Genomic DNA, 20,488 nt, shown 5'->3' with positions numbered 1-20,488 from the left:
CTCAGCGCGGCGACGCAGCCGCGCGGCGCCGGGACAGCGCGTCCACCGTGGCCGCCAGCAGCAGCACCAGCCCGGTGACGATGTTGACCACCGCCGCCGACTGCTTGAGCAGGCCGAGCGCGTTCTCCACGACCGCCAGCACGAGACCACCGATCACCGCGTCGACGACCCGGCCCTTGCCGCCGAACAGCGACGTGCCACCGATGACGGCCGCGCCGACCGCGAACAGCAGCGTGTTGAGGCCACCGGCCTGCGGGTCGACCGAACCGACCTTCGACGAGTAGACGATCGCGCCGACCGCCGCCACCGCCGAGCAGATGACGAACACCGACGCGCGGATCTTCTCGACGTTGATACCGGCGCGGCGGGCCGCCTCGCGGTTGCCGCCGACGGCGTAGATGTGGCGGCCGTACTGCGTGCGGTTGAGCACGTAGGTGCCGAGCACCAGCAGCGCGAGCACGATCGGCACGACGTACGGCACGCCCGAGATCACGATGTTCGGGTTGGGCGCGCGGTTCAGCGTCAGCAGGTACGTCGCGATCGCGGCGACCACGCCGATCGCGCCGACCTTGAACAGCACCATCGGCGTCGGCTGGGTGACCAGCCCGCGCTTGAGCCGCGAGAAGTGCTGCCCCAGGGTCACCGCGGCGAAACCACCGGCGGCGATCAGGAACAGGATCCAGCTGCCCACTGTGGACAGATTGCCGTTGGCGACCTTGAACAGCACGTCCGAGGTGCTGATGCCGAGCGTGCCGCCCTCACCGATGAACTGGAGGATGACACCTTGCCAGGCAAGGAAAAGCGCCAGCGTCACGACGAACGACGGCATGCCGATCTTGGAGACGAGGAAGCCGGTGAGGACACCGATCGCGCCACCGACGCTGATCGCGAGCAGGATCTCGATCCACGGGTTGGCCGCGGTTCCCGAGAGCACGAGCGCGATGGCGAGCACGGCGAATCCGACGCCCGCCCAGATCCGCAGGATCACGCCGAGCAGAGCGGCGATCGCGAGCACCACGAGGAACGCGATGAACACGCCGTTCCCCATACCGCCCAACAGGTTTCCGTTGCGCACGTAGTGCATGGCGAGCACGGCGGCGGTGACACCGGACGCGGTGCCCGCGGACAGGTCGATCTCGCCGAGCAGCAGCACGAACACGATGCCCATCGCGATGATCGCCTTGCCGGCGCCCTGCGCCATCAGGTTCGCGATGTTGTTCATCGTGAGGAAGGTGTCCGACAGCGAGGCGAACACGATCACCAGCACGAGCAGGCCGAGCAGCGCCGGGAGCGAACCCAGCTGTCCCGCCTTGAGCCGGGAGAAGTAGTCACCGACGGCCTCGCGCGTCGACATCGATGTCGTGTCGATGCCGAAGTCCGTGATGGCCGCCGACGGGTTGAGCGCGGCGGCCGCCGACTTTCCCCCCTCCGGCGAGGCGGGCTTTGCAGGTGTCTCAGTCATTTCCGGTTCTTTCTCGCCTCGTACTAGAGGACGGCGGCTTCGGGGCGGGCAAGGCCGAGGTCGCCGGAGCGGCCGGCGGTGATCAGTTCCACGACCTGGCCGTGGGTGACGTCCTTGGTGTGCACCTCGGCGACGAGACGGCCGAGGTAGAGCACCGCGATGCGGTCGGCGACCTCGAAGACGTCGGCCATGTTGTGGCTGATCAGCACCACACCGAGGCCCTGTTCCGCGAGGCGGCGGACGAGGTCGAGCACCTGACGGGTCTGCGCGACGCCGAGCGCGGCGGTCGGCTCGTCGAGCAGGACGACCTTCGAGTCCCACAGCACGGATTTGGCGATCGCGACGGTCTGCCGCTGCCCGCCCGAGAGCGCCGAAACGGGCGTGCGGACGGACTTCACGGTGCGGACCGAAAGCGAGGCGAGCGTCTCGCGGGCCGCCTTCTCCATGCTGGCCTCGTCGAGCAGCCATTTGCTGCCGCGCTCCCGGCCGAGGAACATGTTCTGCACGATGTCGAGGTTCTCGGCCAGGGCGAGGTCCTGGTAGACGACCTCGATCCCCAGATCCGCGGCGTCGCGCGGGCCGTGGATGTTCACCGGCTTGCCCTGGAACGTCACGGTGCCCGAGTCGTAGCCGTGGATGCCGGCGATCGACTTGACCAGGGTGGACTTGCCGGCGCCGTTGTCGCCGACCAGCGCGGTGACCTCACCGGCCCGCACGTTGAAGTCCACGTCGTGGAGGACGTGGACCGGCCCGAAGCTCTTGTTCAGCTGCTTCAGTTCGAGGATGGGTTCACTCATGGGGGTTCTCCCGGCTGGATACCGGGCCGGGGCGCGCGCTGTGTCCGAGTGCGCCCCGGCCCGGTGGTCTGGGTTGACGGGTCAGGAGATACCGAGCTGCGTGCACGCCGCGGCCAGGTCGCCGCCGCAGATCTCGGCCGCCTTGACGTAGCCCTGCGTCACGACCTCCTTGACACCTTCCTTGGTGGTCAGCTTCGGCTCCAGGAGCACGGACTTGACCTCGCGGTTGCCCTTCGGGTCCTTCGCCTTGCCGGTGGCCAGCGCGTCGGCGCCCGCCTTGTCGCCCTTGGCCAGCAGGACGGCGAGCTTCGCCGCGGCCTCGGCCTCTTCCTTGATCGGCTTGAAGACCGTCATGTACTGGTCGCCGCGCAGGATCGCCATGAGGCCGTCCGCAGTGGCGTCCTGGCCGGTGACCGGGACCTTGCCGTTGAGGCCGTTCTTCTTCAGCACGGTGATGACCGCGCCGGCGAGACCGTCGTTCGCGGCGACGACGCCGTCGACCTTGCCCTTGTTGTCGGTCAGGATCTGCTCGAAGGTCTGACCGCCCTTCTGGTTGTCCCAGTTGTCGATCGCCTGCTCGCGCACGAGCTTGAGGTCGTTGCTGGCGAACTTCGGCTGCAGGACGGACTTCTGGCCGTTGGCGAACAGCGTCGCGTTGTTGTCGGTCGGGGCACCCTCGATCATGACGACCTCGGCGCCCTTCTTGTCCTTCAGCGCGTCGGCGAGGCCCTGACCCTGGAGCTGACCGACCTTCTCGTTGTCGAACGAGACGTAGTAGTCGGAGCTGCCGCCGAGGTTCAGGCGGTCGTAGTCGATCGTCGGGATGCCCGCGGCCTGCGCCTTGCGGGCGACCGCCGCGCCGACCTCGCCGTTGATGGCGGCGATGATCAGGACCTTGACGTTCTGCGCGATCATGCCGTCGGCCAGGGTGGTGAACTTCTGGACGTCGCCCTGGGCGTTCTGGACGTCGGCGTCGAAGCCCGCGTCCTTGAGCGCCTTGGTCAGGAACGGCTTGTCGAACGACTCCCAGCGCGCGGAGGTGGCGGTCTCCGGCAGGATGACACCGACCTTGCCGCCGGCGGCGGCACCACCCGGGGCAGGCGCGGACTGCGAGGAGTTGCCGCTGCTGCCCGAGTCGGCGGTGTTGGCACCGCAGGCGGAGAGCACCAGGCCGGCGCCCACCGTCGCGGCGAGGAGGGTAAGGGTTCTGCTGCGCATCCTCGTTCCTTCCGGATCTTGCTCGCGGGCGGCGATCCTGGAGGACCGGTCGCACCATCGCGCATATGTTGTGGGCGACAACATATGCCGCCGAACGTGTTTCACGGAAGACGGCTGAATCGATTAAGCCTCATCAAATGGACACGGTTTGGCAACGTGGCCGTAGCAAGGCGTATGAAGTCTAAGTCCGCTGACGGTGTGACCGCCACCACTCACTCAGCGTGATCGGCGCAGCTGATCGTGGTGCGAGGACCGGCGCGATCGCCGATGCCCCTGGACCGAACTGGCGGTTTCGCGTGACTGGACGGACGACACGCGTGATCGGATGGACGGCTCATGTGATTGGACGGACGACACGACGTCCGGCCGCCTCCCGCGGTGAGTCGTCCGCCTGATCACGCGTGTCGTCCATCCGAGCACGCGTGTCGTCCGATCACCGCGGCACACCTGCGGCACTTACGACCCTGTGTTCTCGCGCGGGATGCAATGAAGGGGCCTTTCATAGCAAATTTCGCTATGAAAGGCCCCTTCATTGCGTTTGGTACGGGGCGGTCACCAAGAACGCAGGGTGACGATCCGCTCTTCGAGCTGTTCCACCGACGCCATCGCGGTCGGCGGGCCGCCGCAGACCCGGCGCAGTTCGTTGTGGATCGCGCCGTGCGGCTTCCTCGTCCGGTGGTGGTGCACGCCCACCAGCGCGTTCAGCTCCTTGCGCAGGGCACCGAGCCGCTCGCTGACCGACTGCGGCCGCGCGACCGGCGCGGCTTCCTCGGCCTTGGGCTTGCGCCGCTTCTCGTCGGAGATCTGCTCTTCCTGCCGCTTCCGCAGCAGGGCGCGGACCTGGTCCGGTTCGAGCAGCCCTGGCAGGCCGAGGTACTCCTGCTCCTCCTCGGACCCGGAGAACACCGCGGTGCCGAAGGAGTTGCCGTCGTAGATGACCTGGTCGAGCTCGGCGGAGGCGCCCAGCGAGGTGAACGCCTTCTCCTCCTCGCCCGGCTCGTCCTCGGTGCGGTTGGCCTGGGCGAGGAGTTCGTCGTCCCAGCCGTCCTTCTCGCGGTGCGGCTTGCCGAGGACGTGGTCGCGCTGAGCCTCCAGCTCGCTGGCCAGTTCCAGCAGCACCGGAACGCTCGGAAGGAAGACCGAAGCCGTCTCGCCGGGTCTGCGCGAACGCACGTACCGGCCGATGGCCTGCGCGAAGAACAGCGGGGTCGACGCGCTCGTGGCGTAGACGCCGACCGCCAGGCGCGGGACGTCGACGCCCTCGGACACCATCCGGACCGCGACCAGCCAGCGGTCGGTCGAATCGGAGAACTCCTTGATCCGCCCGGACGCCTTGGGATCGTCGGAGAGGACGACCGTCGGGTTCTGGCCGGAGAGACGCTCCAGGATCTTGGCGTAGGCGCGCGCGGACTCCTGGTCGGTCGCGATCACCAGGCCGCCGGCGTCCGGGATGCCGTTGGCGCGAAGCTGCGCGAGACGCGTGTCCGCGGCCTGGAGCACCGACGGGATCCACTCACCGGACGGGTCGAGCGCGGTACGCCAGGCCCGCGCGTTCTGCTCGGCCGTCAGCGGCTCGCCGAGCCGCGCGGTGAACTCCTCCCCCGCGCTCGTGCGCCAGGAGGCCTCGCCGGAGTAGGCGAGGAAGACGACCGGCCGGACCACGCCGTCGGCGAGCGCGTCGGCGTAGCCGTAGGAATGGTCGGCCTTGCTGCGCTGGAAGCCCGAACCGTCGGGCTCGTAGGTGACGAACGGGATCTGCGAGTCGTCGCTGCGGAACGGCGTCCCGGTCAGCGCCAGGCGGCGGACGGCGGGCGTGAACGCCTCGCGGACCGCGTCGCCCCAGGACTTCGCGTCACCGCCATGGTGGATCTCGTCCAGGATGACCAGGGTCTTGCGGTTCTCGGTGCGCACGCGGTGCAGCGTCGGATGCGCCGCGACCTGCGCGTAGGTCACCGCGACACCTTGGTAGTCGCGTGAGGTCGCACCGGCGCCGTTGCGGAAGTTCGAGTCGATCGCGATGCCCGCGGCCGCGGCCGAGGCGGCCCACTGGTGCTTCAGGTGCTCCGTCGGCGCGACGATGGTGATCTTCTCGATGGTCCGGTCGCTCAGCAGCTCGGCGGCGATCCGGAGACCGAACACCGTCTTGCCCGCGCCCGGCGTCGCGACGGCCAGGAAGTCCTGCGGTTTCTTCGTCAGGTACTTCGTCAGCGCTCGCCGCTGCCAGGCCCGCAGCGGGCGGGCGGTGCTGTCCTTCGCCGCAGGAGGCGCGCCAAGCTCGCCTCGACCGCGTTCAACCGTTTCCGACATGCCGGTTCCCCACCTCCTTCACCGAAAACCCCTGGTCAATCGCCTTGCTACAAGCGAAAACCCCCACTGGGATATCCGGCGGCGACGCCGGCGCCTGAGGTGAGGGCACTCCGAAGAGCCTACCGCCCGGGCCTCCGGAACGCCTGAAGCGCCACCCCCGTTGTCGGGTTACTCACCCGAAAATCCAGGGGTGGCGAGCCGAATGCCGCGGCATGGACCATGCTGGACACCGTCAAGGGCGCTCGGCGCCGGCGGAGGAGCTGCATGAGCGAGGAGAACGGCCGTCCCGAAGCGGCCGCCGAGGTCGCGAAGGCCCGCAAGGGTCCGTTGCGCCTGCTCAGCCGCACGCTCAACAAGGCTTGGGAAGGCAACATCTTCTCCGAGGCCGCCGAAGCCGCTTTCTGGCAGACGCTGTCCCTGCCGCCGCTGCTGCTGGGTCTGCTCGGCTGTCTCGGCTTCGTCGGCGACTGGTTCGGCCAGGAGGTCGTGACCGCGGTCCACGACCGGATCATCACCTTCAGCAAGACGATCTTCAGCGACAACGCAGTCCACGACATCATCGAGCCGACGGTCAACAGCATCCTGTTCGTCGGCAAGGGCGAGATCGTCTCGATCGGTTTCCTGATCTCCCTCTGGGCGGGATCGTCGGCGATGTCCTCGTTCGTCGACGCGATCACCGTGGCGCACGACCAGTACGGCGTCCGCAACGACGTCTGGCAGCGGATCTTCGCGCTGCTGCTGTACCTGGCCGGGCTGGTCATCCTGGTGGTCGGGCTGCCGCTGCTGGCGATCGGGCCGGACCTGCTCCCCCAGTTCTTCCCGGCCAACTGGCGCGACACGGTGTCGTTCTGGGTCGGCACGCTGTACTACCCGGTGCTGGCCGTGATGATCGTGCTGGCGCTCACCACGCTCTACAAGCTCTCGCTGCCGCGCAGGCTGCCGTGGCACCGCGGGCTGCCGGGCGCGATGCTCGCCATGGCCGTGTTCCTGCTCTCCAGCATCGGGTTGCGGATCTATCTGAACTGGATCACCAAGACCGGCTACACCTACGGCGCGCTCGCCGCGCCGATCGCGTTCCTGTTGTTGATGTTCTTCATCGGGCTCGCGGTGGTCGGCGGCGCGTACTTCAACAGCGCGATCCAGGAACTGTGGCCCGCCAAGGCGACGAAACGCCAGCGCCGGAAATGGCGCAGGCTGGAAATGGAACGCGCCAGCGAACGCATGCGTGCCGAAGAGGGTCGCAAACTGTGGGAACGGACGACCGTCCCGCTTCGCCGTCCCCGCCAGAACGGCGATTCCCCGGAAAGTGACGGCGAACACGCGTCGGAACAATCGGTGAACGAGGAAACGCAGAGCGAAACCGATCAAGTGACGAAACGGCGAAGTTGACGTCACCCTGAGGACGAACTCATCCCGAAGTCGTACTCGAATTCCACCCGTGGTGTGAATCCAGCCCACCCTCCGCCATGAAAAGCTCGCGGTAATCACACGTCCCGAGTTGCCTTTCTGGGGGATCCCGTCATGTCCACGCTGGCCAGGTTGAGCCTGCGCAACCGAAGTCTCATCGGGCTGCTCGCCCTGGTGGTGATCGGCTTCGGCGCCTTCGCCCTGCCGCAGCTGAAGCAGCAGTTGTTCCCGTCCCTGCAATTCCCGCAGGCGCAGATCATCACGCCGTACGCGGGCGCGTCGCCGGACGCCGTCGACCGCCAGGTCACCGAGCCGCTCGAAGGCGGCCTTCAGGGCCTGAAGGGACTCGAAGAGCTGAGCTCGACCTCCGCGGAGGGGCTGTCGCGGATCACCGCGCGGTTCGAGTTCGGCACGGACATCGACGCCGCCGTCGGGCAGATCCAGCGCGTCGTCGACGGGGTCAAGACACGGCTGCCGCAGAACAGCGAGCCGTCGGTGTCGGCGGGGTCCACCGACGACCTGCCGGTCGTCCTGCTCGCCGCCGGGACCAGCGGCGACCCGCAGGCGCTCGCGCCCGCGCTGACCGGGGAGGTCGCGCCGGAGCTGCGCAAGATCGACGGCGTCCGCGACGTCGAGGTGACCGGCGCGCGGCAGCCGCGGGTCACGATCGCGCTGGACTACGCGAAGCTGGCCGCGGCGGGCGTCGACCCGTCGTCGATCGCCACCACCCTGCAGACCGCCGGCGCCGCGGTCCCGGCCGGGACGCTGACCGAGGGCGACAAGACGCTCACCGTCCAGGTCGGCGGCGGACAGACCACAGTGGACACGATCAAGAACCTCTACCTGACGCCGTCGGCCAACCCGGCTTCGCGTCCGGGCGCGCAGGCCCCCAAACCGGTGCGGCTCGGCGAGGTCGCTGATGTCCAGGCCGGGTTCGCGCCGGCGACGTCGATAACGCGCACCAACGGCAAGCCGAGCCTCGGCCTGTCGATCACCATGGTGGAGAACGGGAACGCGGTCGCGATCTCGCAAGCGGTGCGGGACAAGCTGCCCGAGCTGTCGAAGAAGATCGGCGCCGAGATGAGCGTCGTGTTCGACCAGGGCACCCCGGTTAAGGACGCGATCAGCGGCCTGACCACCGAAGGGCTGCTGGGGCTCGCGTTCGCGGTCGTGGTGATCCTGCTGTTCCTGATGTCGCTGCGGTCCACGCTCGTGACGGCGGTGTCGATCCCGCTTTCGGTGGTCGTGGCGCTCCTGGCGTTGTGGACCGGCGATCTGTCGCTGAACCTGCTCACCCTCGGCGCGCTCACCATCGCCATCGGCCGGGTCGTCGACGACTCGATCGTGGTGCTGGAGAACATCAAACGACATCTGGCGTACGGCGAGGAGAAGCAGCGCGCGGTCCTCGACGGCGTCCGCGAGGTGGCGGGAGCCGTGACCTCGTCCACCCTCACCACCGTCGCGGTGTTCCTGCCGATCGCCTTCGTGGGCGGATTCGTCGGCGAGCTGTTCTCGCCGTTCGCGATCACGGTCACCGTGGCGCTGCTGGCGTCGCTGCTGGTCTCGCTGACGATCGTGCCGGTGCTGGCGTACTGGTTCCTCAAGCCGCCCAAGACCTCCGCGAACGAGCACGAAGCCGAGCTCACGCGGCAGGCGGCCGAGGACAAGGAGCGGCGCGGGCTGCTGCAGCGCGGGTACGTGCCGGTGATCCGGTTCGCCACCCGGCGCCGGGTGACCGTGGTCCTGCTGGCGCTGATCATCTTCGGCGGCACGGTCGGGCTGGCTTCGCAGCTGAACACGAACTTCCTCGACCAGTCCGGCTCGACGACGCTGAACCTTTCGCAGAAGCTGCCGCCCGGCACCAGCCCGGAGGCCAAGGAGAAGGCCGCGGGCGCGGTCGAACAGGCGCTCGCCGCCGAACCGGCCGTCGAGACCTACCAGGTCAGCATCGGCGGCGGGAACTTCTTCGGCGGTGGCGGGACGGCGACCAGCATCTCGGTCACCGTCGCCAAGGACACCGACCTCGACGCGCTCTCGGATCGCTTGCGGGGCAAGCTGGACAAGCCGGAACTCGGCGAGGTCAAGATCGGCGCGGAGGCGGGCGGGTTCAACTCGGACCAGGTCTCGATCACCGTCACCGCGCCGGACGAAGCGGCGCTGAAGCCGGCCGCCGAGCAGGTCCGCCAGGCCCTGTCCGGGGTGCCGGACCTGGCCGAGGTGACCAGTGACCTCGCGCAGGGCGCGCCGCGCGTGCAGGTCGAGGTCGACGCCGCCAAGGCCGCCGCGAGCGGGCTTTCGGCGACCACGATCGGCCAGATCGCGAACCAGGCGATCGCCGGCCGCACGGTCACCCAGCTGCCGGTCGACGGTCAGCGCACGGACATCGTGCTGCGGGCGGGTTCCGCACCGGTTTCGGTCGACGCGGTCAAGGCGCTGCCGATCCCGAGCGCGACCGGCGTCGTCCGGCTGGACTCCGTCGCGGACGTGTCCACTGTGGACGGCCCGGCCGCGGTGCACCGCACCTCGGGCGAGCTGAGCACCACTGTCACCGCCAAGAACACCGGCGCGGACCTGGCCGCCACCACGAAGGCCATCCAGTCCAAATTGGACGGACTGACCTTCACCGGCGGCGCGGCGTACAAGCTCGGCGGGGTCAGCGAGGATCAGCAGGAGGCCTTCGGGAACCTGTTCCTCGCGCTGCTGGCCGCGGTCGCGATCGTGTACCTGATCATGGTGGCGACGTTCCGCAGCCTGATCCAGCCGCTGATCCTGCTGGTGTCGATCCCGTTCGCGGCGACCGGCGCGATCGGGCTGCTGCTGGCCACCGGGACCGCGCTGGGCCTGCCCGCGCTGATCGGGATGCTGATGCTCGTCGGCATCGTGGTGACCAACGCGATCGTGCTGATCGACCTGATCAACCAGTACCGGGCTTCGGGGATGAGCGTCGCCGACGCCGTCGTCGAAGGTGGACGGCGGCGGTTGCGGCCGATCCTGATGACCGCGGCGGCGACCATCTTCGCGCTGGTCCCGATGGCGCTCGGGCTGACCGGTCAGGGCGGGTTCATCGGGCAGCCTCTGGCGATCGTGGTCATCGGCGGGCTGGTCAGCTCGACCCTGCTGACGCTGATCCTGGTGCCGACGCTGTACACGACGGTCGAGACGCGGAAGGAGAAGCGTCGCGCGAAGAAGGAGGCCCGGCGGTCGCCTTCGGAAGCGCCGGCTTCCGAGACGCTGACGCCGGAGCCGTCCGCGTAGACCTGGGGGCAGGGGAGGAAGGCACGCCGGGCCGGTGGGGGCCCGGCGTGCCTTTCGCGTTCAGCCGGCTAAATGCGGCGGCGGGGCCGTGTCGCGAACCGTGACTCGCGTGCTTGGAGCCGGAACTCGCGTGGTCGGGGTCTCAGGACTTCCGGAACCGCCAGGTCTTGCTGTCGAAGGCCACGCACCACGAAGGCGACAGCACGACCACCCGCAGCGTCCCGTCTGCGGCGACGTCGATGCCCTCGGTCTCGAAGTTCCCGCCGCACGTGCTCTTCAGCGGCAGCTGGCCCAGCGAGGTCACCCGCCCGGTCACGTCCGAACCGGACAGCGCGCCGGAAAGGTCCACCTGCAGCAGCGGCTTGGTCGTCCCGAAGAGCGAGCCTTCGGGGTCGTCGGACGAGCACAGCAGGCGCGTCGCGGTGACGAAGTCGCAGCCCTGGACGTCCCGCACCGGCTTGTCGAGCCGGATCGCGGACGAGTACGGCAGGTTCGCCGACGGGTTCGTGTGCGCGACGCCGGGCATCGGGTGCACGAGGAGGCGGTCCATCGTGCCCCACTCGCCCGCCACCATCCAGCGCGCGTCGGGCGTCACGGCGGCGAACGAGTTGTTGTTCGCTTCCCACGACTCCAGCGCGTGTTTGTAGTTCGCCCATTTCCCGTCGGGGGACTCGACGCGGAAGAGCTTCTCGCCCCTGTCGTCACGCTGGTACGGCTCGACGTACCAGCCCTGCGCGGAGCCCGGGTCGCCGACGTGGCTCCAGCCCTGCGAGGAGAGGTCCACGGGAACGGTGGTGATCCCGGTGTAGCGGTAGATCGTCCCGGACGGCCGTTCGATGGTGGCCAGGCCCTGGCCCTCGTCGAGCGGGCGGGCGTTGTCCGAACCGACCGTGGTCCAGCCGGTCACGGCCTGGGCGGCGGCGGGTGAGAACACCGCGACCAACGCGGCGATGGCGAGCACGATCCCGGTTCTACGCATGAAGGCTCCGTCCCGGCGGGGTTTCGCTGGCGGGTACTGATTACCAGCGATCACCGGGACGGGCAGCCACCATGTGAAGGATTTTCAGATTTTGTCCGGTTTCGGACACCGGACGGACGGCTGTCAGTCGCCCGGCTTGAGACCGTCGTAGATCTTCTTGCAGTCCGGGCAGACCGGCGAACCGGGCTTCGCCGACTTCGTCACCGGGAAGACCTCGCCGCACAGCGCCACCACGTGCGTGCCCATGACCGCGCTTTCGGCGATCTTGTTCTTGCGCACGTAGTGGAACATCTTCGGCGCGTCGTCATCGGTGCCGTCGGTGCCCTCGGGACGGGTATCCGGCTTCGGAAGGGTCTGTGTACTCACCCCTCCATAATGCCCCAAATCCTCCTGCGCACATCGCCGACCTGGCAGGATCTCGCCCATGTTCCAGAAGGTGCTCGCGACATTCGGTTCGGGCGGGGCGAAGATCGACGCCCGGCTGCTCGACCGCACGGTCGCCCCCGGCAGACCCCTGCGCGGCGAGGTCCTGCTGCTCGGCGGCGAAGTCGATCAAGAGATCAACGGCCTTTCGGTGAAGCTGCTCGCCAGGGTCACCCTCCCGGACGAGCGCCGTCCCGGTGTCGAGGACCTCGAGTTCGGCGCCCAGCAGCTGGCGGGCAGCGAGCGGATCGGGCCGGGCCAGCAGGTCCGCATCCCGTTCGAGGTCGCGCTGCCCTGGGAGACGCCGATCTCCAGCGTCTTCGGCAAACCGCTGAACGGGATGGCCGTCGGCCTCCAGACCAGCCTCGACATCGCGAACTCCGTCACCGACCCGGTCGACGTCGACGCCGCCGCGATCGAGCCGCTGCCCGCGCAGAAACGGATTCTGGACGCCTTCAGCCGGATCGGCTTCGTCTTCCGCGAAGCCGTCCTGGAACGCGGCCGGATCAACGGCGCGACGCAGCAGCTCCCGTTCTTCCAGGAGATCCGCTTCACCCCCTCGCCGCGGTTCGCGCCCGTCTTCACCTCGGTGGCGGTGACCTTCCTGTCCTCGTCCTCGGAGACGCAGGTCGTGCTGGAGGTGACCAAACGGGTCCGCGTGTCCAAGAGCGGCGGATTCGGCGGGCGAGGGCAGGAGTTCCTCGGCCTGTTCAAGGTCGACCACGCCGCGCTGGACCGGGTCAAGTGGGAGCCCCAGCTCGAAGGCTGGCTGCACGAAGTGGCCAAATCACGCGGGATCTTCGACTGATGGACTGGCCGACCGCGATCACCCGGCTCGGTGGCGATCACCGGATCGCCGCCGTCGCGTGGAACGACCTCCAGGCCCGTTACGCCGAGCCGCATCGCCGCTACCACGATCTGCGGCACGTCACGGCCGTCGCCCGCGACAGCGGGGCCCTCGCCGTCGCCTTCGGCCTGAGCGCGCGCGAGCGGGCCCTCGTCGCCATCGCCGCGTGGACGCACGACGTCGTGTACGACGCCCGCCCCGGTGAGGACGAGCAGGCGAGCGCGGCCTGGACCCGCGACGAGCTCACCAACGCCCGGGTGCCGGCGGCCGAAGTCACCCGCGCGGAGGGCCTCGTCCTCAGCACGATCCATCACTCCGCCCCGGACGACGACCTCCTCGCCACCGCCCTGCTCGACGCCGACCTCGCGATCCTCGGTTCTTCCCCGGAGAGCTACGACGAGTACGCGAAAGGTGTCCGCGAGGAGTACGCGATCTACTCCGACGCGGAGTGGCGCGCGGGCCGCGCGAGCGTGCTGGAGAACCTGCTGGCCCGGCCGCGGCTGTACCGCAGCGACATCGCGCGGGCACGCTGGGAGAGCAAGGCGCGCGAGAACCTGGCGAACGAACTGACCCGCTGGCGTGACGCGGAGCCGGATCACCGATGATGTTCGTTCGTGACTCCGCAACTGTCCCTTCACGAAGAGGTCGCCTCCGCCCTCGCCGGCGGTGACCCCGTCGTCGCGCTGGAGAGCACCATCCTCTCCCACGGTCTCCCGCCTGGCCGCAACCTCGACGTCGCCCGGCGGCTGGAGAAGGTCGTACGCGACGGAGGCGCCGTCCCCGCGACCATCGCCGTACTCGACGGCGTCCCGCTGATCGGCCTCACCGGCGAGCAGCTGGAACGCGTCTGCGCGCCCGGCGCGGACCTGGACAAGCTCTCGCTGCGCGACCTCGGCCCGGCCGTCGGCCTCGGCCGCTCCGGGGCGACGACGGTCGCGAGCACCGCGGCACTGGCCGCCGCGGCCGGGATCGGCATGTTCGCCACCGGCGGGCTGGGCGGCGTGCACCAGGGCGCGGAGCTGAGCTGGGACGTCTCGGCGGATCTGGGCGTGCTCGCGAAGGTGCCGACCACGGTCGTCTGCTCCGGGGTGAAGTCGGTGCTCGACATCGCCGCGACGCTCGAACTGCTGGAGACCAACTCGGTGCCGGTGCTGGGCTACCGCACCGGCGAGTTCCCCGCGTTCTATCTCCGCTCGTCCGGCTTCGAGGTGCCATGGCGGGTCGACGACGCCGCGCAGGCCGCAGCCGTCATCGCGGCGCACCGGGCGCACGCCGATTCCGGGGTGCTGCTGGCGAATCCGATCCCCGAAGCGTCCGAAATGGACAAAGCGCTGCACGACCGGCTGCTGGCCGAAGGACTGGAACTGCTGAAGGCGCGAGGAGTGCACGGCAAGGACGTCACGCCGGTGCTGCTGGAGCACTTCCACACCGCCAGCGGCGGCGTGAGCCTCGACGCGAACGAGGCGCTGGTGCTGTCCAACGCGGAACTGGCCACCTCGGTCGCCGTCGCGCTCGTGGGGAGCGCGGCATGAGCGGCGGCATCGTCGTCGTCGGCGACGTCGGCCTGGACGTGGTCGCGCGGCACGAGGGTCCCATCCCGCACGGCGGCGACATCCGCGCGAAGGTCCACTTCACCAGCGGAGGCGCGGGCGCGAACACCGCGCTCTGGCTCCGGTCCGAGGAGGTCGAGACCACGCTGGTCGCGCGGATCGGCGACGATTCCGGCGGCCGCATGGTGAAGAGCGAGCTGGAAACGGCGGGCGTCCGCTGCGAGTTCGCGGTGGACCCGGAGGAACCGACGTTCTGCGTCGTGGTGCTCGTCGACGGCGCCGGTGAGCGGAGCATGCTCGCCGACCGCGCCGCGAACGCGAAGTTCAGCCCTTCCGACATCACCGAGGCGGCGCTGCGCGGTGCGAGCCACCTGCACCTCTCGGGCTACGTCCTGCTGTACCCGTCGTCGCGGCCCGCGGCGCTCGCCTCGCTGGCGGCGGCGAAGAAGGCCGGGCTGACGACGTCGGTCGACCCGCAGGCGGCGACGCTGATCACCGATCCGGCGGCCTTCCTCGACGACGTGCGCGGCGTCGACCTGCTGATGCCGAACACGAGCGAGCTGGTCGCGCTGACCGGGTCGAGCGATCCCGAGGCGGCGAAGGAACTGCTGGACTACGTGGGCGAGGTCGTGGTCACCGCCGGTCTCGACGGCGCCAGCTGGGTGGACGCGAGCGGCACCATCACTTCGGTGCCTTCGCAGCCGGCGGAGTGCGTCGACTCGACCGGCGCGGGGGACGCTTTCGACGCCGGTGTGCTGGCGGCGTGGCTGCGCGGCGAGTCCACCGTGGAGGTTCTCCGGGCCGGTACACGGCTGGGTGCCCAGGCGGTCGCGAAGGTCGGGCCGCAGCCGTAGTCCCGGTGCGGGTGTCGTGAGTGTTTTGGGTGGTTCTAACGACCCAAACACTCACGACCAGCTGGACCGACGCGGCGCTTTCGCGTGGTTGAGTGGACGACACGCGTGATCAGACGGACGACACGCGTGACGGGACGGACGACAGGAGTGCGGCCGGGGTCCCGCTGTGAGTCGTCCGGCTGGACACACGTGTCGTCCATCCCGTCACGTGTGTCGTCCATCCAGTCACGCGGAACGCGTCAGCCGCCGTCGATGACGCGGTGCGTGGTGCCTTCGATACGGGTCGGCTCGGCCTGGTAGCGGTTGACCGACTCGCTCTTGCGCGGCGGCCGGTCGTTGGCGACCAGGACGGCGATCCACGGCAGCGGGATCGAGATCGCGATCAGGGCGAGCGCGAGCCACCAGGTCTGGTAGAAGATCCCGGCGAGGATGAGGCAAGGGATGCGGAACGACATCATGATGATGTACTTCCGCTTCCGTTTGGCGAGCTGGTCTTCGTAGGACGGGGCGGCTTCGGTGATCAGCACCGGAGCGGGTTCCCTCGGTTCGGGACCGTGGGCGGGCGCGTTCACAGCACCACCTCCGGCTTCCATGCTCCCACTCCCCGGGCTCATCCGATACCTGGGTGGGTGAACCGGTGCAGGGCCGCGACGACGAGCGTCTCGACCCCCGCCGAAAGCGTCGGATGCGGGATCGGCGCGAAGAGCGGCGAGTGGTTGGACGGAATGTCCTGTTCGAACCGTCCGGCGGTCATCGCGGCGATGACCTGCTCCGCGTCCAGCCCGCCGACCAGCCAGAACACCGACGGCACCCCGGCGGCGCGGCCGAACTCGCTGAAGTCTTCGCTGCCGGTGACCAGCGGCGCGGGCATCACGCGGCCTTCGCCGAAGTGGTCGCGGAAGGCGGCGGTGAGACCTTCGGTGGCCGCGTCGTCGTTCTCGGTGACCGGGAACGCGCCGATCCGCTCGATCTCCGGCGCTTTCGGCGCGCCCGCGGTGGCGGCCTCGCCGTGGACGATCCGCTCGACGGCCGCGACGACCTTCTCCCGCACCGCCTGGTCGAACGACCGGATGTTGACCTCGAGCACGGCGTGGTCGGCGATGATGTTGTGCGCGGTGCCGACGTGCAGCGAGCCGACGGTCACCACGGCGGACTCGGTCGCCGAGATCTCCCGCGACACGATGGTCTGGAGCTTGAGCACCACGGACGCGGCGAGCACGGCGGGGTCCACCGTGGTCTCGGGGCGCGAGCCGTGCCCGCCCCGGCCGTGCAGCGTGATGCGGAGCGCGTCGGTGGCCGCCATGATCACGCCCGGCCTGGTCAGCACCCAGCCGGCCGGACCGGGGACGACGTGCTGGCCGAGCACGACGTCGGGTTTGCCCGCGGGTCCGAAGACCCCGTCGCGGACCATCCCGACCGCGCCGTCCCCCGCCTCTTCACCCGGCTGGAACACGACCATCAGCGTGCCGGACCAGTGCTCGCGCCCGGACGCGAGCAGCGAGGCCGCGCCGGAGAGCCAGGTGGCGTGCATGTCGTGGCCGCAGGCGTGCATCACCGGGACGTCGCGGCCGTCGGCGTCGACCCCGCGCGCGGTGCTCGCGTACGGCAGGCCGGTCTTCTCCTCGACCGGCAGCGCGTCGATGTCGGCGCGCAGCATCACCTTCGGGCCGGGGCCGTTGCGCAGCACGCCCAGGACACCGGTCCGCCCGATGCCGGTGTGCACCTCGTAACCGTCCGCCTCCAGCCGCCGGGCCAGTTCGGCGGCGGTGCGGGTTTCGGCGAACGACAGCTCCGGGTGCCGGTGGAGGTCGATGTACAGGTCTTCCAATCCGGGCAGCGCCGCCTGCAGCGGTGCCAGGACACTTTCGAGGCTCACCACTTCATCCTGGCAGTATTACCGACCGTGAGCACATCAGCGGCCCTTCCCGACCTGTCCGACGACGTCTGCGCGAGGCTGCGGGACGCCTTCCGCCGGACGGGTTACGACACCGACGGCGTGGTCGACGCGCTCGGACCGGCGCACGCCGCCCTCGGGCGTGGCGAACCCGAACTCGCGTACCGCGCGACCCGCGACTCCGGTGACCTCGGCACCCTTATCCGGTTGTTCCTGCTGGGGTCGACCGAGGCGGAGAAGGACGTCGAGGCCGCTTTCGCGCCACTGTCACTCGATGACGCGGTCGCCGCCACGCTGCTCGTGCCCACCGCCGACGGCTACCGGGCCGGACTCGACGTCCGCCCGCACGGCGACGACGAAGGGTCGTGGTGGGTCGTCTCCGACCTCGACGCCGACGTCCTCGGCGAGACCGTGCCCGAAGACCACGTGCTCGGCGTCGGGCACGCCTCGATGAGCCTGATCCGGGCCACCAGCCGTCGCGAGGTCGGCAGCCTGCTCGACGTGGGCACCGGCAACGGCGTCCAGGCGCTGCACGCCACCCGGCACGCGAAGAAGGTCACCGCGACCGACGTCTCCGCCCGCGCGCTGGCACTGGCCGCGGCCACCTTCCGGCTCAACGAACTGGACGTCGAACTCGTGCGGGGCGAGTGGTTCGCGCCGGTCGCGCGGCGCCGGTTCGACCAGATCGTCTGCAATCCGCCGTTCGTGGTCGGCCCGCCGCGGGTGGACTACACCTACCGCGACTCCGGTCTCGCCGGCGACGACGCCAGCGCGCTCGTCGTGCGGCAGCTGCCCGGGTTCCTCAACGACGGCGGCACCGGCCAGCTCCTGGCTTCCTGGTTGCACGTCGAGGGCGAGGACTGGGGCGATCGGGTGACCCGCTGGCTGCCCGCCGAGACCGACGCGTGGTTCGTCCAGCGGGACATCGCGGATCCGGGCCTCTATGTCGGCACGTGGCTGCGCGACGCGGGCATCGACCCCCGCTCCCCCGAGGGCCGTGCGAAATCCGGCGCCTGGCTCGACTGGTTCGCCGAAAACGACGTCCAGGGCATCGGTTTCGGCTTCGTCACCCTGCGCCGGGCGAGTGGCGCGACGCCGACGATCGTGTGCGAGGACCTGCGCCAGGCCTACGACGACCCGCTGGGCGCCGAGGCGGCGAAGTGGCTGGATCGGGTGGAATGGCTGCGCGCCAACGGCGATTCGCTCCTCGATGTCCGTTTCCGGGTCCCGGAAAGCGTCCTTTTGGAGAGTGTCGCCGAGCCGGGCGAGGAAGGCTGGGCCACGACCGTCCAGCGACTGCACCGCACCGACGGACCCGGGTGGTCGCACGAGGTCGACGAGCTCGCCACCAGGCTGCTCGCGGGCTGCCGGGGCGCGCTGCCGCTGGAGGACTTGATCGTGCTCCTGGCGGCCGCTCAGGGCCTCGGACCGGAGGAACTGGCCGAGGCCGCGCTGCCGGTCGTGCGGGAGCTGGTCCGGCACGGCATGCTCCTTCCCGCCTGATGCGGGCGGTGGTGGCGAGGGTCACGGAAGCGAGCGTGACCGTCGGCGACGAGGTGACGGGCGCCATCGGCGAACCGGGTTTGCTGGTACTGCTGGGAATCCACGCCGACGACGACGAGTCGAAGGTGGCCACGATGGCGCGCAAACTGCACGAAGCTCGCATTCTTCGCGACGAGGAGTCCTGCGCCACCACCGGCGCTCCCCTGCTCGTCGTAAGCCAATTCACCCTCTACGGGGACACTCGCAAGGGCCGCCGTCCGTCGTGGACGGCGGCCGCCCGCCCCGAAATCGCCGAACCCCTCGTGACCGCCGTCGTCGACGCCTTGCGCGAACGCGGCGCGCGGGTCGAGACCGGTCGCTTCGGGGCGACGATGGCGGTGCGGAGCGTGAACGACGGTCCGTTCACCCTCCTCATAGAGGTCTAGACCACATAGTTTCTCCCGGGCGCGGGCATTCTCAGGAAAAGCTCAGGGTTGGTCGAGCAACGTCCCAGGTCAGCCACCCGTCTCTCCTGTAGCGGCCGGGAACGTTTTCGAACCTCCCGGCGTTGAGCAAAGTGTCCGGCCAAGCCGGGCCGACGAGGAGTAGCGGGTTTTCCACAGGGCTTGCTACGCCGAGGCGGATCCGGCGGACACACCGCAGCACGTTCAGCCCGTGACCGGGGAGGCAGAATGTCAGTCCAGACTCTCGAACGCGAAGCGCGCGGGATTCGCGAGCGCCGTATCCCGGCGCAATCCACCCAGGAGCCGGTGAGCACGGGGGCGCTCACCGACGCCGACCTCGACGCCCAGAGCCCGGCCGCGGACCTCGTTCGCGTGTACCTCAACGGAATCGGCAAGACGGCGCTGCTGTCGGCCGCCGACGAGGTCGAGCTGGCCAAGCGCATCGAAGCCGGAGTGTTCGCCCAGCACATGCTGGACACGACCGAAGGCCTCACGCCGAAGCGCCGCTCGGAGATGTCCGCACTGGTGCGCGACGGCCACGTCGCGAAGAACCACCTGCTGGAGGCCAACCTCCGCCTCGTGGTCTCTCTCGCGAAGCGGTACACCGGCCGGGGGATGCCGCTGCTCGACCTGATCCAGGAGGGGAACCTGGGTCTGATCCGCGCGGTGGAGAAGTTCGACTACTCCAAGGGGTTCAAGTTCTCGACCTACGCCACCTGGTGGATCCGCCAGGCCATCACCAGGGGGATGGCCGACCAGGGACGCACCATCCGGCTGCCGGTCCACCTGGTGGAACAGGTGAACAAGCTGGCCCGCATCAAGCGCGACCTGCACCAGCAGCTCGGGCGTGACGCGACCCACGAGGAACTGGCCGCCGAATCGGGCATCCCGGCGCACAAGATCTCCGACCTGCTCGACCACTCGCGTGACCCGGTGAGCCTCGACATGCCGGTCGGCACCGAGGAGGACGCCCCGCTCGGTGACTTCATCGAGGACTCCGAGGCGACCGACGCCGAGAGCGCCGTGATCTCCGGTCTGCTCCAGGACGACCTGCGCCGCGTGCTCGCGACGCTGGACGACCGGGAGTCCCAGGTGATCCGTCTGCGCTACGGCCTCGACGACGGCCAGCCGCGCACGCTCGACCAGATCGGCAAGCACTTCGGGTTGTCCCGTGAGCGCGTTCGGCAGATCGAGCGAGAGGTCATGTCGAAGCTTCGCCAGGGTGAGCGGGCGGACCGCCTGCGCGCCTACGCTTCGTAGTTCTCACTAAGCCTTTCGGCGCGGTAAAAGCAACACCCGTTCGGCAGCGTTGACTTATGACCTGCGTCACGAGACCGTCGAGCAGGTCGATAAGTCTTCGCGGTCGGGTGTTCGCGCCCGGATCGCTTTCCCCGGGAGGTCGGGTCCGTCGGGGTGGGCCCGGCCTCCCGAACTATTTGTCCGGCGCGGCGACAAAGTGCAGCGCGAGAATTGCAGTCGGTACAGGTGGTCGTGAGTGGCGATTCGGGTTTTTTAACGGAATAGCACAGAGCGACCCCCCACACGGGCG

At 69.4% G+C, this 20,488-nt stretch carries 17 protein-coding genes; 9 read left to right on the top strand and 8 right to left on the bottom strand.

The window, feature by feature from the left end; translation table 11 throughout:
• Position 1: 1 nt before the first annotated feature.
• The 4 genes from AB0N89_RS36860 to AB0N89_RS36845 all read right to left on the bottom strand — a co-directional run bounded on the left by AB0N89_RS36860 (position 2) and on the right by AB0N89_RS36845 (position 5,784).
• Positions 2–1,462, bottom strand: coding sequence for an ABC transporter permease (locus AB0N89_RS36860; RefSeq protein WP_364214944.1), 1,461 nt, complete (start codon positions 1,460–1,462; stop codon positions 2–4).
• Positions 1,463–1,485: 23 nt separating this feature from the next.
• Positions 1,486–2,259: an ATP-binding cassette domain-containing protein gene (locus AB0N89_RS36855; RefSeq protein ID WP_020637409.1), complete on the bottom strand. Its 774-nt coding sequence runs from the start codon at positions 2,257–2,259 to the stop codon at positions 1,486–1,488.
• A gap of 81 nt (positions 2,260–2,340) precedes the next feature.
• Complete coding sequence (locus tag AB0N89_RS36850) at positions 2,341–3,477, bottom strand: substrate-binding domain-containing protein (protein WP_364214941.1); 1,137 nt, start codon at positions 3,475–3,477, stop codon at positions 2,341–2,343.
• Positions 3,478–4,029: 552 nt separating this feature from the next.
• Complete coding sequence (locus AB0N89_RS36845; RefSeq protein ID WP_364214938.1) at positions 4,030–5,784, bottom strand: DEAD/DEAH box helicase; 1,755 nt, start codon at positions 5,782–5,784, stop codon at positions 4,030–4,032.
• Between the two features lie 264 nt (positions 5,785–6,048).
• Between AB0N89_RS36845 and AB0N89_RS36840 the strand changes: the two genes are divergently transcribed.
• Together AB0N89_RS36840 and AB0N89_RS36835 are read left to right on the top strand one after the other, a co-directional pair.
• Positions 6,049–7,173, top strand: a complete 1,125-nt coding sequence (locus AB0N89_RS36840; protein WP_364214935.1) for a YihY/virulence factor BrkB family protein — start codon at positions 6,049–6,051, stop codon at positions 7,171–7,173.
• Positions 7,174–7,305: 132 nt separating this feature from the next.
• The gene (locus AB0N89_RS36835) at positions 7,306–10,446 is read left to right on the top strand and encodes an efflux RND transporter permease subunit (RefSeq protein WP_364214932.1); all 3,141 of its coding nucleotides are present in this window, start codon (positions 7,306–7,308) and stop codon (positions 10,444–10,446) included.
• 142 nt (positions 10,447–10,588) lie between these two features.
• Here AB0N89_RS36835 and AB0N89_RS36830 read toward each other — a convergent pair whose 3' ends face one another.
• Both AB0N89_RS36830 and AB0N89_RS36825 read right to left on the bottom strand, forming a co-directional pair.
• Positions 10,589–11,425, bottom strand: a complete 837-nt coding sequence (locus tag AB0N89_RS36830) for a hypothetical protein (protein WP_364214929.1) — start codon at positions 11,423–11,425, stop codon at positions 10,589–10,591.
• 123 nt (positions 11,426–11,548) lie between these two features.
• Complete coding sequence (locus AB0N89_RS36825; RefSeq protein ID WP_005164469.1) at positions 11,549–11,791, bottom strand: DUF3039 domain-containing protein; 243 nt, start codon at positions 11,789–11,791, stop codon at positions 11,549–11,551.
• 58 nt (positions 11,792–11,849) lie between these two features.
• Between AB0N89_RS36825 and AB0N89_RS36820 the strand changes: the two genes are divergently transcribed.
• From AB0N89_RS36820 to AB0N89_RS36805, 4 genes are read left to right on the top strand one after another with little or no spacing between them, the layout of a single operon-like run.
• Positions 11,850–12,656, top strand: coding sequence for a sporulation protein (locus tag AB0N89_RS36820; RefSeq protein WP_364214926.1), 807 nt, complete (start codon positions 11,850–11,852; stop codon positions 12,654–12,656).
• Positions 12,656–13,300, top strand: a complete 645-nt coding sequence (locus AB0N89_RS36815; RefSeq protein WP_364214923.1) for a hypothetical protein — start codon at positions 12,656–12,658, stop codon at positions 13,298–13,300. The genes AB0N89_RS36820 and AB0N89_RS36815 overlap by 1 nt, the downstream gene beginning before the upstream one ends.
• A 9-nt stretch (positions 13,301–13,309) precedes the next feature.
• A complete protein-coding gene (locus AB0N89_RS36810) occupies positions 13,310–14,227 on the top strand; it encodes a pseudouridine-5'-phosphate glycosidase (RefSeq protein WP_364214920.1) in 918 nt (305 codons plus the stop codon).
• Positions 14,224–15,099: a PfkB family carbohydrate kinase gene (locus AB0N89_RS36805; protein ID WP_364214917.1), complete on the top strand. Its 876-nt coding sequence runs from the start codon at positions 14,224–14,226 to the stop codon at positions 15,097–15,099. The genes AB0N89_RS36810 and AB0N89_RS36805 overlap by 4 nt, the downstream gene beginning before the upstream one ends.
• A 239-nt stretch (positions 15,100–15,338) precedes the next feature.
• Here AB0N89_RS36805 and AB0N89_RS36800 read toward each other — a convergent pair whose 3' ends face one another.
• A complete protein-coding gene (locus AB0N89_RS36800; RefSeq protein WP_191254288.1) occupies positions 15,339–15,692 on the bottom strand; it encodes a DUF3099 domain-containing protein in 354 nt (117 codons plus the stop codon).
• 17 nt (positions 15,693–15,709) lie between these two features.
• Positions 15,710–16,975: an amidohydrolase gene (locus AB0N89_RS36795; protein ID WP_364214914.1), complete on the bottom strand. Its 1,266-nt coding sequence runs from the start codon at positions 16,973–16,975 to the stop codon at positions 15,710–15,712.
• 27 nt (positions 16,976–17,002) lie between these two features.
• Between AB0N89_RS36795 and AB0N89_RS36790 the strand changes: the two genes are divergently transcribed.
• The 3 genes from AB0N89_RS36790 (at position 17,003) to AB0N89_RS36780 (ending at position 20,199) form a co-directional block, all read left to right on the top strand.
• Positions 17,003–18,496 carry a methyltransferase gene (locus AB0N89_RS36790; RefSeq protein ID WP_364214911.1) on the top strand — a complete coding sequence of 498 codons (1,494 nt, stop codon included), beginning with the start codon at positions 17,003–17,005 and terminating at the stop codon, positions 18,494–18,496.
• Positions 18,496–18,921, top strand: coding sequence for a D-aminoacyl-tRNA deacylase (gene dtd / locus AB0N89_RS36785; protein WP_364214908.1), 426 nt, complete (start codon positions 18,496–18,498; stop codon positions 18,919–18,921). Before AB0N89_RS36790 ends, dtd begins: the two co-directional genes overlap by 1 nt.
• A gap of 246 nt (positions 18,922–19,167) precedes the next feature.
• The gene (locus tag AB0N89_RS36780; protein ID WP_039919262.1) at positions 19,168–20,199 is read left to right on the top strand and encodes a sigma-70 family RNA polymerase sigma factor; all 1,032 of its coding nucleotides are present in this window, start codon (positions 19,168–19,170) and stop codon (positions 20,197–20,199) included.
• Positions 20,200–20,488: the final 289 nt, after the last annotated feature.

It is taken from the genome of Amycolatopsis sp. NPDC089917 (genome assembly GCF_040684635.1).
Taxonomy (GTDB): Bacteria; Actinomycetota; Actinomycetes; order Mycobacteriales; family Pseudonocardiaceae; genus Amycolatopsis.
This window is presented reverse-complemented; position numbering and strand designations above follow the sequence as displayed.

Excerpts from the sequence above, each read along its gene's own strand:
- AB0N89_RS36815 (WP_364214923.1), top strand. The coding sequence starts at position 12,656 with ATGGACTGGCCGACCGCGATCACCCGGCTCGGTGGCGATCACCGGATC.
- AB0N89_RS36835 (WP_364214932.1), top strand. The coding sequence starts at position 7,306 with ATGTCCACGCTGGCCAGGTTGAGCCTGCGCAACCGAAGTCTCATCGGG.
- AB0N89_RS36805 (WP_364214917.1), top strand. The coding sequence starts at position 14,224 with ATGAGCGGCGGCATCGTCGTCGTCGGCGACGTCGGCCTGGACGTGGTC.
- AB0N89_RS36850 (WP_364214941.1), bottom strand. The coding sequence starts at position 3,477 with ATGCGCAGCAGAACCCTTACCCTCCTCGCCGCGACGGTGGGCGCCGGC.
- AB0N89_RS36830 (WP_364214929.1), bottom strand. The coding sequence starts at position 11,425 with ATGCGTAGAACCGGGATCGTGCTCGCCATCGCCGCGTTGGTCGCGGTG.
- AB0N89_RS36780 (WP_039919262.1), top strand. The coding sequence starts at position 19,168 with ATGTCAGTCCAGACTCTCGAACGCGAAGCGCGCGGGATTCGCGAGCGC.
- AB0N89_RS36845 (WP_364214938.1), bottom strand. The coding sequence starts at position 5,784 with ATGTCGGAAACGGTTGAACGCGGTCGAGGCGAGCTTGGCGCGCCTCCT.
- dtd (WP_364214908.1), top strand. The coding sequence starts at position 18,496 with ATGCGGGCGGTGGTGGCGAGGGTCACGGAAGCGAGCGTGACCGTCGGC.
- AB0N89_RS36860 (WP_364214944.1), bottom strand. The coding sequence starts at position 1,462 with ATGACTGAGACACCTGCAAAGCCCGCCTCGCCGGAGGGGGGAAAGTCG.
- AB0N89_RS36855 (WP_020637409.1), bottom strand. The coding sequence starts at position 2,259 with ATGAGTGAACCCATCCTCGAACTGAAGCAGCTGAACAAGAGCTTCGGG.
- AB0N89_RS36840 (WP_364214935.1), top strand. The coding sequence starts at position 6,049 with ATGAGCGAGGAGAACGGCCGTCCCGAAGCGGCCGCCGAGGTCGCGAAG.
- AB0N89_RS36800 (WP_191254288.1), bottom strand. The coding sequence starts at position 15,692 with ATGGAAGCCGGAGGTGGTGCTGTGAACGCGCCCGCCCACGGTCCCGAA.
- AB0N89_RS36820 (WP_364214926.1), top strand. The coding sequence starts at position 11,850 with ATGTTCCAGAAGGTGCTCGCGACATTCGGTTCGGGCGGGGCGAAGATC.